This window comes from Streptomyces sp. LHD-70 (assembly GCF_031157275.1).
Taxonomy (GTDB): Bacteria; Actinomycetota; Actinomycetes; order Streptomycetales; family Streptomycetaceae; genus Streptomyces.
The window spans coordinates 1-13,394 of the sequence record NZ_JAVIFW010000036.1; the positions used below are offsets into that span (position 1 = coordinate 1).

Here is a 13,394-nt window from a genome sequence, read left to right on the forward strand (position 1 = left end):
GACACCCTCAAAGGTCAACTCAGCCTCGAACAACACGGAGGCAGAACACCCGCCGGAGTCTTCGCCCGCACCGGCCAACGACTCCTCGCCCTCGCCACCGCCATCTGGCACAACTGGACTTCCCCCTGTCTCCTGCAGCACGCCGACAACCCGGTCGACTGGTGGACGCGGGAGCCCGGCCCCTTCGTGGAGGGCCGGCGGCGCGGCGTACCGGTTCTGCTGAGCGTCGGGTACAGCTCCTGCCACTGGTGCCAGTAGCTGAAGGCTTCTCCGGAGCGGGCCCCCGAGCACTACGCCGACATCCGCCAGTGCCTAGAGGACAGCTCTCCGGCTGCCGGGGCTGACAAAGGGCCGTCGCGAGACCGTGAACAGTTTCGTGAAAACCCGCTCGCAGAGTCGTTCTTCGCCACCATCAAAGGGGGTTGCTCGACACGAGCTCCTGGCCCAGCCGGTCCGCCGCCCGCACCGCGATCTTCGGTTTCATCGAGGGCTGGTACAACTTCCACCGACTGCACAGCAGCCTCAGCTATCTCAGTCCCGCCGAATACGAGAGCGCACTCGCGGCCTGATCACCACACCGATGGTGTCCGTCAACGCGGAGCAAGCTCACGGCAGTAGCCATCCGCCATCGCCTCGGCGGTCCGCTTCGCATCCCCGTGGTAACCGGCCATCAAGCCAACGGGCCGCGCCGACGGGTCCAGGGAGATCTCCCCCTCCGCCGCTCCCGGCTCGCCGGTGACCGGATCGAGCAGAGTGACCCGGTAGCCGGGGCTCGGGCGGCCCATCGAGCCGGGATCAAGCGCTGGCCCGGCGAGTTGGACACCTGTACCGCGGTCTCCGTCTGGCCGAAGTCGTCCCGAACCACCACGCCCCAGGCACGGTCACCGCCTCGATCACCTGAGGCCCACGCGGTTCGTCTCCATCGTGCCCCTGCCATTCGACGCCTTCCGCCTCGCGCTACGGCCGCCTGGCTTCGCCTCCGCCGTTCATCGGCCTGCGCACCCGCCACCGGTCCCGCCCGGCCAGGGAGCCTTCGATTCTTCATTGAATAGACGCGACGACTAGTCTAGGCTCTAGAGAAGACGCAACGGCAAGTCTCGTCTTGCGCCTTCCGCTTCAGCCCGGATACACACGTTCGAGAGGCCACATCAGTGGGGAAAACATCCGTCCGCGCCGCCGACCGGGCGGGCGCACCGACAAAAGTCCGGGGCCGGGGCCTCGGCACAATCAGCGTGACGTTCGCCTTCTGGATCACCATGGCGGGCACCACGGCACCTACGCCGCTCTACCCGCTCTACGGGGACGCGTTCGACTTCACGGCGTTCACCGTCACCGTGGTCTTCGCCGTCTACGCCCTCGGGGTCGTCCTCGGGCTGCTCGTTTTCGGACGGCTTTCGGACCAGGTGGGTCGCCGCCCCGTCCTGATCGCCGCAACCCTCTTGTCCGTGTGCGCCGCCCTCGTGTTCCTCATGGCCCATAACGTCGCCGCGATACTCGTCGCGCGTGTCATCTCCGGCTTCTCGGCGGCACTCGTCACCGGCGCGGGCACCGCCTCACTCGCGGAACGACTCGGGCAGCACAGCCGCGTCAAGCCGGCCACCCTCGCCCTGTTCGCGAACATGGGCGGCCTCGCATGCGGCACCCTACTGACGGGCATCCTGGCGGACTTGGCGCCCTCTCCCCTGCGTACGCCCTGGGTTGTCATGCTCGTCCTTGCCGCCGTCGGCCTGCTCGGGGTCATGGTGAGCGGGGAGAGTTCCGAACACCGTTCCGGCCTCTCTCTTCAGATCCAGCCCTTGCACGTTCCCGCGGAGATTCGGTCGGACTTCCTCCGCTCGGCCATGGCGGGGGGTGCCGGGTTCGCCGTCCTCGGTGTACTGACCGCCGTCACAGGCCTGTTCCTGGGGACCGTCCTGAACGAGTCCAGCCACTCGCTGACGGGTGTCGTGGTCTTCATGGCCTTCGCATGCACCGCCGTCGGACAGCTTCTGGTCCGCACTTTGAAGCCCAGCACAGCGCTGCCGGTGGCATGCCTCGGCCTGATGGCCGCCGCCGCCCTCATTGCGGCGGCCATGGCCACCAGCACCCTGGCTCCCTTGCTCGTCGGAGCTGCCGTCAACGGCCTCGCAACGGGAATCGCCGTCGGACACGGTATCGGCAGCATCACCACGCGCAGCGCCCCGCAGCACCGAGGCGCCTCCGTCTCGACCTTCTTTGCCATCCTGTACTCGATGCTTGCCGTGCCCGCCATCGGCGTCGGCGTCCTGATCCGCCAGAGCAGCCTGCGACCAGCGGGTGAGACGTTCAGCGCGGTCGTGGCCGCGCTCGCCCTGGGAGTACTGATCAGTCTGGTCCGGCCCGGCAAGAAGGCCGTATAAGCCGGCTCGCGCAGAGCACCCTGGCGAACCCGGCTGTGCCAGAATCACGGAACCGTACGAGTCGAAAGGTTGAGGGAACCATCAGCGCCACGCGGAAGCCACAACCTGCCTGCGACCAGCACCCCGTCGTAAGCCGAACCGGGCCTCGACGCAGCGAGAGCGTCCGGCTCGCAGTACTCCATGCCGCAGATGACCTCCTGGTCGAGCGAGGGTTCGCCGCCCTGACCATCGAGGGCATCGCTCAACGCGCGGGCGTGGCGAAGCAGACGATCTACCGCTGGTGGAAATCCAAGGTCGGAATCCTGCTGGACACGCTCACCGACGATGCCCGTGAAGCACTGGAGTGGCGTGCGGGAGAGGGCAGCCCAGAGGATGAACTCGAGAATCACCTACAACGTGTGGCCGACTTCTTCCAGGAGCCGGCCGGCCAGGTGATGCAAGCCCTGCTCGGGCACGCCCAGTTGGACAAGGACACCGCCGCCTCGCTGCGCGGCGGATTCCTCCTGGAACAACGTGAGCGCGATGTCGCCGGACTCCGCGCGCTCCTGGCTCGCACCGATGGCGCCGACGTCGACGAACAGACCATCGATCACCTCGTGGACCTGCTGCTCGGCCCCCTGTACTACCGGGTCCTCGTGTTTGGCAAACCGATCGACAAAGAGCTCGTGGCCACCACCGCCCGGCTCGTCCTCTCACTCGCGAGGGAGTCGTCCTCCTCATGAAGCAAGGCTGATTCAAAGGCCTGCGTGACCATCATTGACGCTCACATGCGCGTGGCCCCCGACATGACGGTCGGGGGCCACGCGCATGTGAGCGTCAATGATGGTCAATGCAAGCTTATACAGCCGTTCCGGATTCCCGCGATGACGGCTTCAGTGCGCGAAGCGGCGCCCAGCTTGATGAAGATCGAATGCAGATGAACCTTGACGGTTCGTTCGGAAATACCGAGGACCCTTCCAACCATCCTGTTCGAATAACCCTCTCTTATTCCGTTCAGAACCTGCCGCTCCCTGGGCGTGAGCATGGAGGCGGGCCGTCCGGATTCCTGATCAGGTCTCCTGTTTTCGAGACCTAAAACAGGAACTACCCCCTCGGAAGCCGTACGGGATGCGCGAGACTCCCCAAGAGACATGTACTCCCCCTGTCATGCAACGAAAAATTGTTCACCGAAGCGTTGGCGAGCCCATCGCCCGCACCGTCACCTCGCCAACGATTACACCTTGCGAAATCATCATATAGCCAATAATCAAACGGGACAGTTAAACGTGGGTCACATCACAGGAACCCTCGAATCCTTAAACACTTCGCAAATTCCGCACGGAGTGCGCCTCGCCAAGGAGCACGGAAGCAACGATTCCGCAAAATCAAATTGCATGTTGTACGAAGCGGGTTGGATTATTCGACGCCATCCTCATAGAGTGAAGAACGGGTCCCATTTTCCTGCGCCTACGCGCCGACGGCGGGAGAGGGCGCTTCTCGTGCCGCTGTTCACATTCTTTCCGACCCTGCCAGGAAGCCCTAACGAACCGAGTCACCGGTAGATCCTATGCGGATTCTTCAACAACGGAAAATAAAAAGAACGCAGCCCCTGGACGCGAGGGGCCGGCAGAAGCACGCTCCAGCGGTTATTGTGCCGCTCCTGCAAGCATGGGACGAATGCTTTACGCAGGCGTCCGCCCCATGCGACCACCGGACGGTACTCGAATTCGGAACCTGAAGTCGGCTGACGTAGTCGCGTACGCAGAAGTAATCCAAGGTGAGGCAGTGGATGAGCCTGGATGAATGGGTCTACTGATACCTCGACGTCGTCGGCATCATCGACGGGCAGGGTCTCGGACTCTCCACGTACCTGGGCAGGGCCGAGCGGGGCCTTCCGTGACCGTCATCCGATCCGCGCGCGCGGCGCAGCTCTCTCCTGCTGCGCCGGGCGGTGCAGCCCAGTTCGAGAGCCTCCGCAGTCGCCAGCGGAATCTGCGTCATGCTGGTACTCGGCCTAGGTGCCAGGTTGAATCTGGCGGTCGGTCAACCGGCCACGAGCGCGCTGCGCCCGACCGCCACATGGCGGTGGGCTCTATCCGGTCGACCGTCTCACCGACGGTCACCGTCCTGCTCACCGCACTGGCGTTGACCGGAGCCGGCGCCGCCCCGATTCTTCTGAACAGGCTTCCCCTCCTCATCAGTTGCTAACAGGAGAACCAACGCGGTCACGCCGTGGCGTTTTGGGCCGCCCTGAGCGGAGGCGGAGGGGCGGCAAGCAATATCGTGGGCGGTGCCGTTCTCCAGTTCTTCGACTGGCAGGCCCTTTCGCAGCCGCCGCTCCCATGATCGCGGTGTTCTCCGTGTTGTTCCGCACCATCGAGAGTCGAGGGTCAGAACTCGGCTGGACGTCTCCTGCCGTCCTGATGGCATTCGGCGCAGGCGCGTTGTTGCTGGCCTCCTTCTGTATGTGAACGACTATCCAGAGGACTTGCCGGGCAGGGGCACAGCGCCACTGGCCGTCGTGATCTTCCTGATCCGCAGGCGACCACGCGCCTGGCGGAGCACCACGGCGCCCATCCCGTGGTCGCCTGCGGCCTGGTCTCGTGGCCGTCGGCCTCGGGCTCTTGCCTTGTGCGGTGCCCCGACTCCCTACGTCCAGTACGCGCGGTGCATCGTCGTGGTCGGAATCGGGCCGGGGCTCTCCAACCCGTCGCTGTCCAACGCATTCGGGATCCGCAGATTCCAGGACGGCTCGGCGAAAGGGCAATTGCTGGATTCCACGATGAGCGGCGTCGTGGACTCAGGCGTAGGCACGGCAGCACACCGCCGCCCAGCTACGCGGAGCGTTCACCGTGGGATGGCTGAGTCCCTACGTGTGATCGGGTTCATTCTGTTCCTTGCCGCGCTCCTGGTCATAACGTGGTTTCGCCCGTCGGACGGGCAGCAGAAACACTTCTCAGGAGACGCATTGACTAGAACCGATGTGAGCGGATCCCGCCCCGGCGACTGGGCCGATGATTTCTCCGCCCCGCCGCCCCATGTGGACATGCGGCTACTGCCGGCCCTGGACGCCTTGCTGCAGGAGGGCAGCGTCACCGGTGCGGCAGAGCGTTTGGCCCTCTCGCCACCCGCAATGAGCCGCGCGCTGTCCAAAATCCGCCATGCACTCGGGGATCCCGTCCTCGTCCGGGCCGGCCGAGGGCTGGTCCCCACCCCCAGGGCGTTGGAGCTCCAGCCCAAGGTCCGCGCGCTCATGCGCGAGGCCGAAGACCTGCTCACGCCACGCCCCCAGGAGGACCTTGCTCAGGTCAGCCGGACCCTGACCATCGTCGCGGACGAAGCCTATGCCGCGGTTCTGGCACCGGCTCTGCTACGACAAGCAAGCGAGGAAGTACCGCTCGCGCGCTTCACGTTCACCGTGGAGAACACCCATGGCAACGCACCTCTGCGGGAAGGGGCCGTGGACATCGAGGTGGGCATCATCGACGAGCCGTCGCCGGAGCTGCGCATCGATCCCCTCTTCACAGACCGGTTCGTGGGTACGGTCCGAACCGGTCATTCCCTTCTCGAAGGCGCTGTGACCGCGTCGGCCTTCGCCGCAGCACGACATGTCAGCGTTTCACGCAAGGGCCGCATGACCGGCCCCATCGACGTCGCCCTGCAGGAACTGGGCCTGCGGCGAGAGGTCGTGGCTTCCGTGCCCAACTACGGTGAGGCGCTGCTGATGCTTCCCTCGACCAACTTCGTCACGGCGATGCCCCGTTCCCTCGCCACGAGCGCACAGGAATCCTTGGGCATCGAGGTGTTCGACCTCCCCATCGAGACGGCTCCCATCAGCATCTGCCAGGCATGGCATCCGCGACACGAGACCGAGCCGGTGCACGTCTGGCTCAGACAAGCCGTACGGTCCGCGCTCACGCAGCCCGCGTCCACCGCCTGACGGCTTCCTCGCCCGGCACGTTTCCGCTGCGCGCAAGGCCGCTGAGAAGGGCGTCGACCGCGGCGTGTGGAGGCGAACCCAGCTCTTGTGAAGGGCAGTTCGTACTGACGATGGCTCCTAGGAGAAGCCTCGCGACGAGCCTTGGCTCGATGTTGCTCCGGACATCTCCTTCTGCCACCGCCCGCTCCAGCAGTTCCACGAGCCTCCTGAGCACCGCCTCTTGGCACTCTGCACCGCCGTCGTGCTCGCCCTGCAAGCTGGCCGTCCCCCACAGGAGGGCATGACCGGCGGGGTCGGCCACCGCCCTGTCGGTCAGAGCGCGCAGCAGTCCGGCAACTCCCTCCAGCCCTCGGCCGTCTGTCACCGCGCTGGTGCTCAGCAGCGAGCACAGGGCTGCCCGTACGGGCTCCGTGACAGCTCGCAGCAGATCTGGCTTGCTCCTCACGTGGCGATACACGGCGGCCTTGGTGACACCCGCACGACGGGCGACGTCGGCCATGCTCGTGGCGTCGTAGCCACGCTCCTGGAACAGGACCGTCGCGGCCGCGAGAACGCCCTCACGACCGCGACGGAGACGGGACGGCGGTTGTGCCGCCTTTGAATCGGTCACGTGGCGGCCTTCCCCCGGCACAGCTCGAGTACTGCGTCCGCGATCCCGCCCCCGCCTTCGCCCAGGGATTCGGCGAACCGCCCACGTACCGTACGCTCGCGCCCGGAGTCCACAGGTGAACCGCCGTGCCCCGTGCGAAGCCGCTGGATTTCCCGGGACGCTTCCAGCCGTTTCCGCAGCGTGTCGATGAGTAAATGGTCCAAAGCGTCGATCTGCTCTCTCAACCGGCTGATGTCGCCGAGGGCGGGCTCCGCAGAGGCGCCGTCCACCGCCCGAATCCTGGCGGGCACGGTCCTGCTCCTTTCGTACGGGACGACAACGGGGCAGAGCGATGCGTACGACCCCAGCGACCTGAGACCCGGCAGGCGCAGTTGCAGCAGGCCGACGGCCCGCGCGGAATCAGGATGATCCGGAGGGCCCGGGCAGTCGGCCAACAGGATGTGACCGCCCGGGCCGTGGTCCGCGACGTTCAAAGAAGCGGCCTGCAGGAAGGGATGGTTCTTCAGCCCGTCCAGCAGATCTCTCTGTTGTTCCGGCCGCCCCGCGAATCGACCGATCAGTGACGTGCGGTCGGCAGGATGGGAGCCGGTACCCCGCAGCGTGCCACTGCGCGCACAGAGCAGAAAACGCGTGGTGGCACCAGGAGTGTCCTGTATGCCCGTAGCGATGGCTTCGAGACCGTAGCGTGCCGCGGTGAACTCTCCAGCCACGGCGGCGTCGCACTCGCCTTCCCTGACACTGCGCGCCGCCGCGGCGTTGGACGGTGCCGTCACCCAATGAGCACGTGGAACATGCTCCCTGAGCCATCTGCGCACCTGCGCCCCTGCATGAGAGTGACCGCTCACCGTACGGATGTCCCGGAGCGATGCCCCTGGGCGCACCAGAACAGCGAACTCGACGCCAAGAACGACTTCTCTCAGCACGGCCGGTGACGGTTGCTCCACCAGCGCGCGTAGCGTGTCCGGGACCATTCCGGCCACCGTGTTCTGTACTGGCAGCATCGCGGCATCGGCAGTTCCACGACGCACATGCGCCAGTGCCTCTGAAGCCGATGCCGCCGGCAGCAGCCGACCGCCCATGGCCTCCGGGACCCGTCGCAGTGCCTGTTCAGTGAAGGTTCCCTCCGGTCCCAAGTAGGCAAATCGCCGACCGCGGAGTTGTGCCGAGGCAGGAGATGCCTTCGAGTCCTGTACCGACAAATTCATGTCACACCGTCGTGAGGGCCGCGTCCACTGCGCTGGCCACGGCGCTCTTGGCCCGCCGCAATTCCTTCTCCTCCAGGAAGCCGGGGGCGAAGGCCGCCGCATCGATCGTCACCTCAGCGGCGGCCCGCCCTGCCTGCTGTACCTCGACCGTCGTACGCACCGTGAGCCGCCCCGGCTCCGAGAGGTCGGACTCGTCCACCTTGAGCCGCAGTGTCGCGCCCACCGGGAAGAGGAAGTTCGAGAACGTGGTGTTCATGGAGTTGAGCACGATGTAGTAGCGCTGCTGAGGCCAACGGGCAGTGAAGTAGCGCTCGACCACCGCGAGGAACATCTGTCGGGCAGCCTCGACCGCCACCATGCCCTGCACATGCACCCGGTCCTGCACATCGACCAGGAGCTCGTTGTGGTCGTGCAGCCTCAGCTGGGCCTCGTACGTGCTGTCGTCAAGCTGCGTGAGAGCAGCGACCAAGACGTTGTCCTCGCGGGCCTTGTGCAGTTCCTGACGGTGTGCGGGCTGCCCGCTGGAGTGCACGACCACTATGCGGCCGTCGAGCTGCCGACGAGTGATCGAGTCCCGGAGGTAGGAGATCTCGAACTCCCCGATGCCCTGGCCGGTGACCACGTGGACCGGGCCATCGAGCGTGTCCAAGTCGCCCGCGTCGAGTGAGCGGGTCAGACCCGAGAACGTGTCTGCGCCGACGGCTTCGGCGAAGTCGCGGAACCGGTCACCGACTACGAGTCGGGAGGTGGCTGCACTGCTCATGGACTTCCTCCTGGCTGAGAGAAGTCGCAACCATGCATGGTCGCGGCTGGGTCCGTTCAGCGTGAGGTCATCAAAACAGCGTTGGTAGTCGCCAGTTGGGCGTAAGTCCACCCGCCTAGTCCCAGAGTTCTAACTCCGGCGCCCGGTGGCCCCTTCGAGAAGTGCGAGCCGGGAGATAGAGCCGAGGTACTAGCCGTATCGGCCGACTGCCGCCCTTCCTTGCCGACGCGAATGCTGGTGCGGGGAAGTCGGCTCCCGGCCACCGTCATGCGCTCTGGAACCGGCACTCCCACTCACCCGGTCGAAGGAGCCTCATCCACATGACAGTGCTTTATCCGCCAAGTGCCGGCGAGGACAGCGGGACGGTCCTGCTGCCTTCCTCGGAGCCACTGAGCCTCATCGACGCCGCGTCCGGCACGGAGTCCCTCGACGCCTCCGTCCTGCTCGAGCTGTATCGCCACCTGGTCCGGGGCCGTCGCTTCAACCAGCAGGCAACCGCATTGACCAAGCAGGGTCGGCTGGCTGTCTACCCGTCGACCACGGGGCAGGAGGCCTCCGAGGTGGGCGCTGTACTCGCACTGGACCCACAGGACTGGCTCATCCCCACCTATCGCGACACCTTGGCCCTGCTGGTGAGAGGGGTCGACCCCGTGGACGCGCTCACACTTCTGCGGGGTGACTGGCACAGCGGCTACGACCCGCTCACGCATCGCACAGCCCCTCTGAGCACCCCCCTGGCGACGCAGACCCCTCATGCCGTGGGGCTCGCGCACGCCGCTGCTCTGCGAGGGGACAAGCTGGTCGTTCTAGCAATGATCGGCGACGGAGGCACCAGCGAGGGCGACTTCCACGAGGCGATGAACTTCGCAGCCGTCTACCGGTCCCCCGTTGTCTTCCTGGTGCAGAACAACGGATACGCGATCTCCGTCCCCATCAGCAAGCAGTCCGCCGCACCCAGCCTCGCCCACAAGGCGATCGGATACGGCATGCCGGGCGTGCTGGTCGACGGAAACGATGCCGCGGCCGTGTACCACGAGGTACGGCAGGCCGTGGAGCGTGCCCGCGAGGGCGGCGGACCGACCTTGATCGAAGCGCTGACGTACCGCATCGACGCACATACGAATGCCGATGACGCCACGCGCTACCGTGATACGGCCGAGGTCGAGTTCTGGCTCCAGCGTGACCCGGTCACCCGCATGGAACGGCACCTCCGGGGGCGGGGACTCCTGGACGACGCCGAAGTGGCCCGGATCCGGCAAGAGGCAGAAGATATGGCGCAGGACCTGCGCAGTCGGCTCGCCACGGACCCTTCCCCCGTCGCACTGGACCTGTTTGACCATGTTTACGCCCACCGAACCCCACAGCTGGAGGAACAACGCTCGCTGCTGGCAGAGGAGTTGGCTGCGGCGCAGAGCGTGCACGCCGACGGCGCCGAGGAGGTCCGCCGATGACCGCCATCGCGGACCTGGGCACCACGCGCTCCACGTGTACCGCGTCAGACTTCCAGCAAGTGACCATGTCCAGAGCGCTCAACCTGGCGCTCCAGGACGCCTTGGCCGGCGACGACCGAGTGCATCTACTGGGCGAGGACATCGGCACTCTGGGCGGCGTGTTCCGTGTCACCGACGGACTGGCCGCGACGTTCGGCGACAGCCGGGTCACCGACACTCCGCTCGCCGAGGCAGGCATCCTGGGAACCGCTGTCGGAATGGCCATGTATGGCCTCCGCCCCGTCGTGGAGATGCAGTTCGACGCCTTTGCCTACCCCGCCTTCGAGCAACTCGTCAGCCACGTCGCGAAGATGCGCAACCGTACGCGTGGCGCTCTGCCGATGCCGCTGACCATCCGCATCCCTTACGGGGGCGGAATCGGCGGCGTGGAACATCACAGCGACGCTTCGGAGGCGTACTACACGCATACGCCGGGCCTCCACGTGGTCACGCCCGCAACGGCCGCCGACGCGTACGGCCTTCTCCGGGCGGCCATCGCCTCGGACGACCCCGTCGTCTTCCTGGAGCCCAAGGGTCTGTACTGGTCCAAGGGCGAAATAGATCGCTCGGCCGCGCTGCCCAGGCTGGGTGAGGCAGTTGTACGGCGCACCGGGCCCTCGGCGACGCTCATCACCTACGGTCCTTCGCTACCGGTGTGCCTGGAGGCTGCGGAGGCGGCACAGGCCGAGGGGTGGCACCTCGAAGTCGTGGATCTGCGCAGTCTGGTTCCCTTCGACGACGCTGGGGTGTGCGCCAGCGTCCGCCGCACCGGCCGAGCCGTTGTCGTCCACGAAGCCCAGGGCTTCTCCGGATTCGGTGCCGAAGTCGCCGCCCGTGTCAGCGAGCGCTGCTTCCACCATCTGGAGGCTCCCGTACTGCGGGTCACCGGGTTCGACATTCCGTATCCGCCCCCGATGCTTGAGCGGTACCACCTGCCCGACGTCGACCGCATCCTGGACACCGTCGCGCGTCTGCAATGGGAGGACAGCACTCAGGGAGGGACCACATGACCGGGCTCGTCAAGGAATTCCTGCTTCCCGATCTGGGTGAAGGCCTCACGGAAGCAGAAATCGTGCGGTGGCTGGTGGGCGTCGGTGACTCCGTGACCGTCGACCAGCCGGTGGTGGAGGTGGAGACGGCGAAGGCCGTGGTGGAGGTGCCATGTCCGTACGCCGGCGTCGTCACCCGCCTGTGGGGGCGAGAGGGCACGATCCTTGATGTCGGTCAGCCGCTCCTGGCGATCGGCGAGGAACCGGCGCCATCGGTCGAGGTATCGGATCCGTCCGGGTCCGCGGAGGGCTCGGGAAGCGTGCTGGTCGGGTACGGCACTTCCACACCTGCGGCTCGTCGGCGCCGAGTTCTCGTCCCCACTCCCGGTTCGACGGTCACGGTTCCGGCCGCGGTCGAGGTGGCCCGCGCCGGATCAGTTCGCGTGATCTCCCCTCTGGTGAGGAGACTTGCCAAGGAACACTGTCTCGACCTGGGCACGGTGCGCGGCAGCGGTCCTGGAGGGCTCATACTCCGCAAGGACGTCGAGCAGAACAACCAGGTGCCGTACGCCCATGCCGCACCGGCACCGAACGCACCCGCCCTCTCCGGCGAATCGGCTGCACGTACGCCCGAGGCTGTGCTCATCCCCCTGCGCGGAGCCCGCCGTACCATCGCCGACAAACTTGCCCGGAGCCGACAGGAGATTCCGGACGCGACGACATGGGTCGATGTGGATGCCACACGGCTGCTGGACACCAAGCAGCAGCTGACGATCCGGGACGACGCCAAGGTCTCCCTTCTCGCCCTACTCGCGCGCATCTGCCTCGCGGGGCTCGCACGCCATCCGGAACTCAACGCGACCCTCGACACCAGCCGCCAGGAAATCATCCAACTCCCGTCGGTCCACCTCGGATTCGCCGCGCAGACCGAGCGAGGTCTCGTCGTGCCCGTGATCAGGAACGCACAGCGGATGAAGCTCCCGGAGCTGTCCGCCGAGATCGCCCGCCTCACCGCCCGTGCTCGCGCAGGGGAGCTGGCTCCCGCAGACCTGTCCGGGGGGACGTTCACGCTCAACAACTACGGAGTGTTCGGCGTCGACGGTTCCACCCCGATCATCAACCATCCGGAAGCGGGGATGCTCGGTTTCGGTCGAATTCTGCCCCGTCCGTGGGTCGTTGACGGCGAACTGGCGATCCGGCACCTGTGTCAGTTGTCCCTCACCTTCGATCACCGTGTGTGCGACGGCGGGGCGGCGGGCGGGTTCCTTCGCCACGTCGCGGATCTGATCGAGCAGCCTGCGTCTCTGCTCCGCCTGCTCTGATCCGGGTACGGGTCGGCTCACCCCTGTTCGTGACGTTCACCACGAACAGGGGTGAGCTACTCGGCGCACGCGGTGCTCAGCGACCTCAACGGGCCCGGAATGCGTGCAGAGTGACGTGCTCGGGTTCGGTGAGGGATACGGTCCCAGCGGCAGCACGTTCGGGCATCGCCTCTGCCGGACGGAGCCCTGTGAGGCAGCGCTGCGCCAGCTTTCGGTACTGGTCGGTGCCGTTGCCCTTCCAAGCGATCTCGTCCGCGGTGAGCTCCCGGATGACCTTGGCCGGGCTTCCCGCCACCAGGTGCCGCTCTCGCACGTGGAAGCCGCTCTTGACGAAGCTGCCGGCACCGACGAACGCCTGCGGTCCCACGACCACACCGTCCATCAGTACGGCCTTCATCCCGACGAGGCTGTCACGACCCACCCTGCAGCCGTGCAGCACGCTGCCGTGGCCCACATGCCCGTCCTCCTCGACCACTGTGTCGGCCCCTGGAAAGCAGTGAAGGACGCAGCAGTCCTGCACGTTGGAGCCCGCTCGCAACTCGATGTGTCCGAAGTCGCCCCGGAGGCTCGCCAGCGGACCGACGTAGCAACCCGGTCCGACCACAACCGAGCCGATCAGTACAGCGTCCGGGTGGACGAAGGCCGTGGGGTGCACGACCGGTACGTTTCCTTCGAAGGAATAGATTCTTGCCATGGTCCTCATCACCTTTCGTCTCGG

13 protein-coding genes and 2 pseudogenes are annotated in these 13,394 nt (G+C 66.3%); 9 read left to right on the forward strand and 6 right to left on the reverse strand.

All coding sequences use genetic code 11. The annotated features are described in order from the left end of the window. Positions 1-258: DUF255 domain-containing protein (locus RCO28_RS37505; protein ID WP_308945868.1), on the forward strand; the 258-nt coding region annotated here is incomplete at its 5' end. Positions 259-422: 164 nt separating this feature from the next. Continuing rightward, positions 423-569, forward strand: a complete 147-nt coding sequence (locus RCO28_RS37510; RefSeq protein WP_308945869.1) for an IS3 family transposase — start codon at positions 423-425, stop codon at positions 567-569. A 39-nt stretch (positions 570-608) separates the two neighbouring features. On the opposite strand, the pseudogene RCO28_RS37515 reads toward RCO28_RS37510, so the two are convergent. Next, a pseudogene (locus RCO28_RS37515) lies at positions 609-915 on the reverse strand (AMP-binding protein); the annotation flags it as partial. Between the two features lie 317 nt (positions 916-1,232). Here RCO28_RS37515 and RCO28_RS37520 point away from each other — a divergent pair. The 3 genes from RCO28_RS37520 to RCO28_RS37530 all read left to right on the forward strand — a co-directional run bounded on the left by RCO28_RS37520 (position 1,233) and on the right by RCO28_RS37530 (position 3,298). Then, positions 1,233-2,378 (forward strand): MFS transporter, encoded by a 1,146-nt coding sequence (locus RCO28_RS37520; RefSeq protein ID WP_308945870.1) that lies wholly within the window; start codon positions 1,233-1,235, stop codon positions 2,376-2,378. A gap of 227 nt (positions 2,379-2,605) precedes the next feature. Next, on the forward strand, positions 2,606-3,100 hold the full coding sequence (locus RCO28_RS37525; protein ID WP_374991324.1) for a TetR/AcrR family transcriptional regulator C-terminal ligand-binding domain-containing protein: 495 nt from the start codon (positions 2,606-2,608) through the stop codon (positions 3,098-3,100). A 24-nt stretch (positions 3,101-3,124) separates the two neighbouring features. Next, the gene (locus RCO28_RS37530; protein WP_308945872.1) at positions 3,125-3,298 is read left to right on the forward strand and encodes a hypothetical protein; all 174 of its coding nucleotides are present in this window, start codon (positions 3,125-3,127) and stop codon (positions 3,296-3,298) included. Between the two features lie 2 nt (positions 3,299-3,300). On the opposite strand, the pseudogene RCO28_RS39565 reads toward RCO28_RS37530, so the two are convergent. Then, positions 3,301-3,510: pseudogene (locus RCO28_RS39565) on the reverse strand (LuxR C-terminal-related transcriptional regulator); the annotation flags it as partial. Between the two features lie 1,722 nt (positions 3,511-5,232). On the opposite strand from RCO28_RS39565, the gene RCO28_RS37535 reads away from it, so the two are divergent. Next, positions 5,233-6,297, forward strand: a complete 1,065-nt coding sequence (locus tag RCO28_RS37535; protein WP_308945873.1) for a LysR family transcriptional regulator — start codon at positions 5,233-5,235, stop codon at positions 6,295-6,297. Here RCO28_RS37535 and RCO28_RS37540 read toward each other — a convergent pair. Genes RCO28_RS37540 through RCO28_RS37550 form a run of 3 tightly spaced genes read right to left on the reverse strand, consistent with a single transcriptional unit; the run spans position 6,272 to position 8,875 of the window. Further along, positions 6,272-6,907 (reverse strand): helix-turn-helix domain-containing protein, encoded by a 636-nt coding sequence (locus RCO28_RS37540; RefSeq protein ID WP_308945874.1) that lies wholly within the window; start codon positions 6,905-6,907, stop codon positions 6,272-6,274. The genes RCO28_RS37535 and RCO28_RS37540 overlap by 26 nt on opposite strands. Beyond that, positions 6,904-8,214 carry a prephenate dehydratase domain-containing protein gene (locus tag RCO28_RS37545; RefSeq protein WP_308945875.1) on the reverse strand — a complete coding sequence of 437 codons (1,311 nt, stop codon included), beginning with the start codon at positions 8,212-8,214 and terminating at the stop codon, positions 6,904-6,906. The genes RCO28_RS37540 and RCO28_RS37545 overlap by 4 nt, the downstream gene beginning before the upstream one ends. Continuing rightward, positions 8,114-8,875: an AfsA-related hotdog domain-containing protein gene (locus tag RCO28_RS37550; RefSeq protein ID WP_308945876.1), complete on the reverse strand. Its 762-nt coding sequence runs from the start codon at positions 8,873-8,875 to the stop codon at positions 8,114-8,116. The genes RCO28_RS37545 and RCO28_RS37550 overlap by 101 nt, the downstream gene beginning before the upstream one ends. Before the next feature lie 320 nt (positions 8,876-9,195). Between RCO28_RS37550 and pdhA the strand changes: the two genes are divergently transcribed. The 3 genes from pdhA (at position 9,196) to RCO28_RS37565 (ending at position 12,676) form a co-directional block, all read left to right on the forward strand. Then, entirely contained in the window at positions 9,196-10,326 is a 1,131-nt protein-coding gene (pdhA, locus tag RCO28_RS37555; RefSeq protein ID WP_308945877.1) for a pyruvate dehydrogenase (acetyl-transferring) E1 component subunit alpha, read from the forward strand. A 65-nt stretch (positions 10,327-10,391) separates the two neighbouring features. Continuing rightward, on the forward strand, positions 10,392-11,375 hold the full coding sequence (locus RCO28_RS37560) for an alpha-ketoacid dehydrogenase subunit beta (protein ID WP_308945900.1): 984 nt from the start codon (positions 10,392-10,394) through the stop codon (positions 11,373-11,375). Further along, positions 11,372-12,676: a dihydrolipoamide acetyltransferase family protein gene (locus RCO28_RS37565; RefSeq protein WP_308945878.1), complete on the forward strand. Its 1,305-nt coding sequence runs from the start codon at positions 11,372-11,374 to the stop codon at positions 12,674-12,676. The genes RCO28_RS37560 and RCO28_RS37565 overlap by 4 nt, the downstream gene beginning before the upstream one ends. Before the next feature lie 85 nt (positions 12,677-12,761). Here the strand turns inward: RCO28_RS37565 and RCO28_RS37570 are convergent, their stop codons facing one another. After that, complete coding sequence (locus RCO28_RS37570; protein WP_308945879.1) at positions 12,762-13,370, reverse strand: gamma carbonic anhydrase family protein; 609 nt, start codon at positions 13,368-13,370, stop codon at positions 12,762-12,764. Positions 13,371-13,394 lie beyond the last annotated feature (24 nt).

Coding starts and splice junctions, on each gene's coding strand:
- RCO28_RS37545 (WP_308945875.1), bottom strand. CDS start 8,214: ATGCGGCGGCCTTCGCCCCCGGCTTCCTGGAGGAGAAGGAATTGCGGC.
- RCO28_RS37550 (WP_308945876.1), bottom strand. CDS start 8,875: ATGAGCAGTGCAGCCACCTCCCGACTCGTAGTCGGTGACCGGTTCCGC.
- pdhA (WP_308945877.1), top strand. CDS start 9,196: ATGACAGTGCTTTATCCGCCAAGTGCCGGCGAGGACAGCGGGACGGTC.
- RCO28_RS37560 (WP_308945900.1), top strand. CDS start 10,392: ATGTCCAGAGCGCTCAACCTGGCGCTCCAGGACGCCTTGGCCGGCGAC.
- RCO28_RS37565 (WP_308945878.1), top strand. CDS start 11,372: ATGACCGGGCTCGTCAAGGAATTCCTGCTTCCCGATCTGGGTGAAGGC.
- RCO28_RS37570 (WP_308945879.1), bottom strand. CDS start 13,370: ATGGCAAGAATCTATTCCTTCGAAGGAAACGTACCGGTCGTGCACCCC.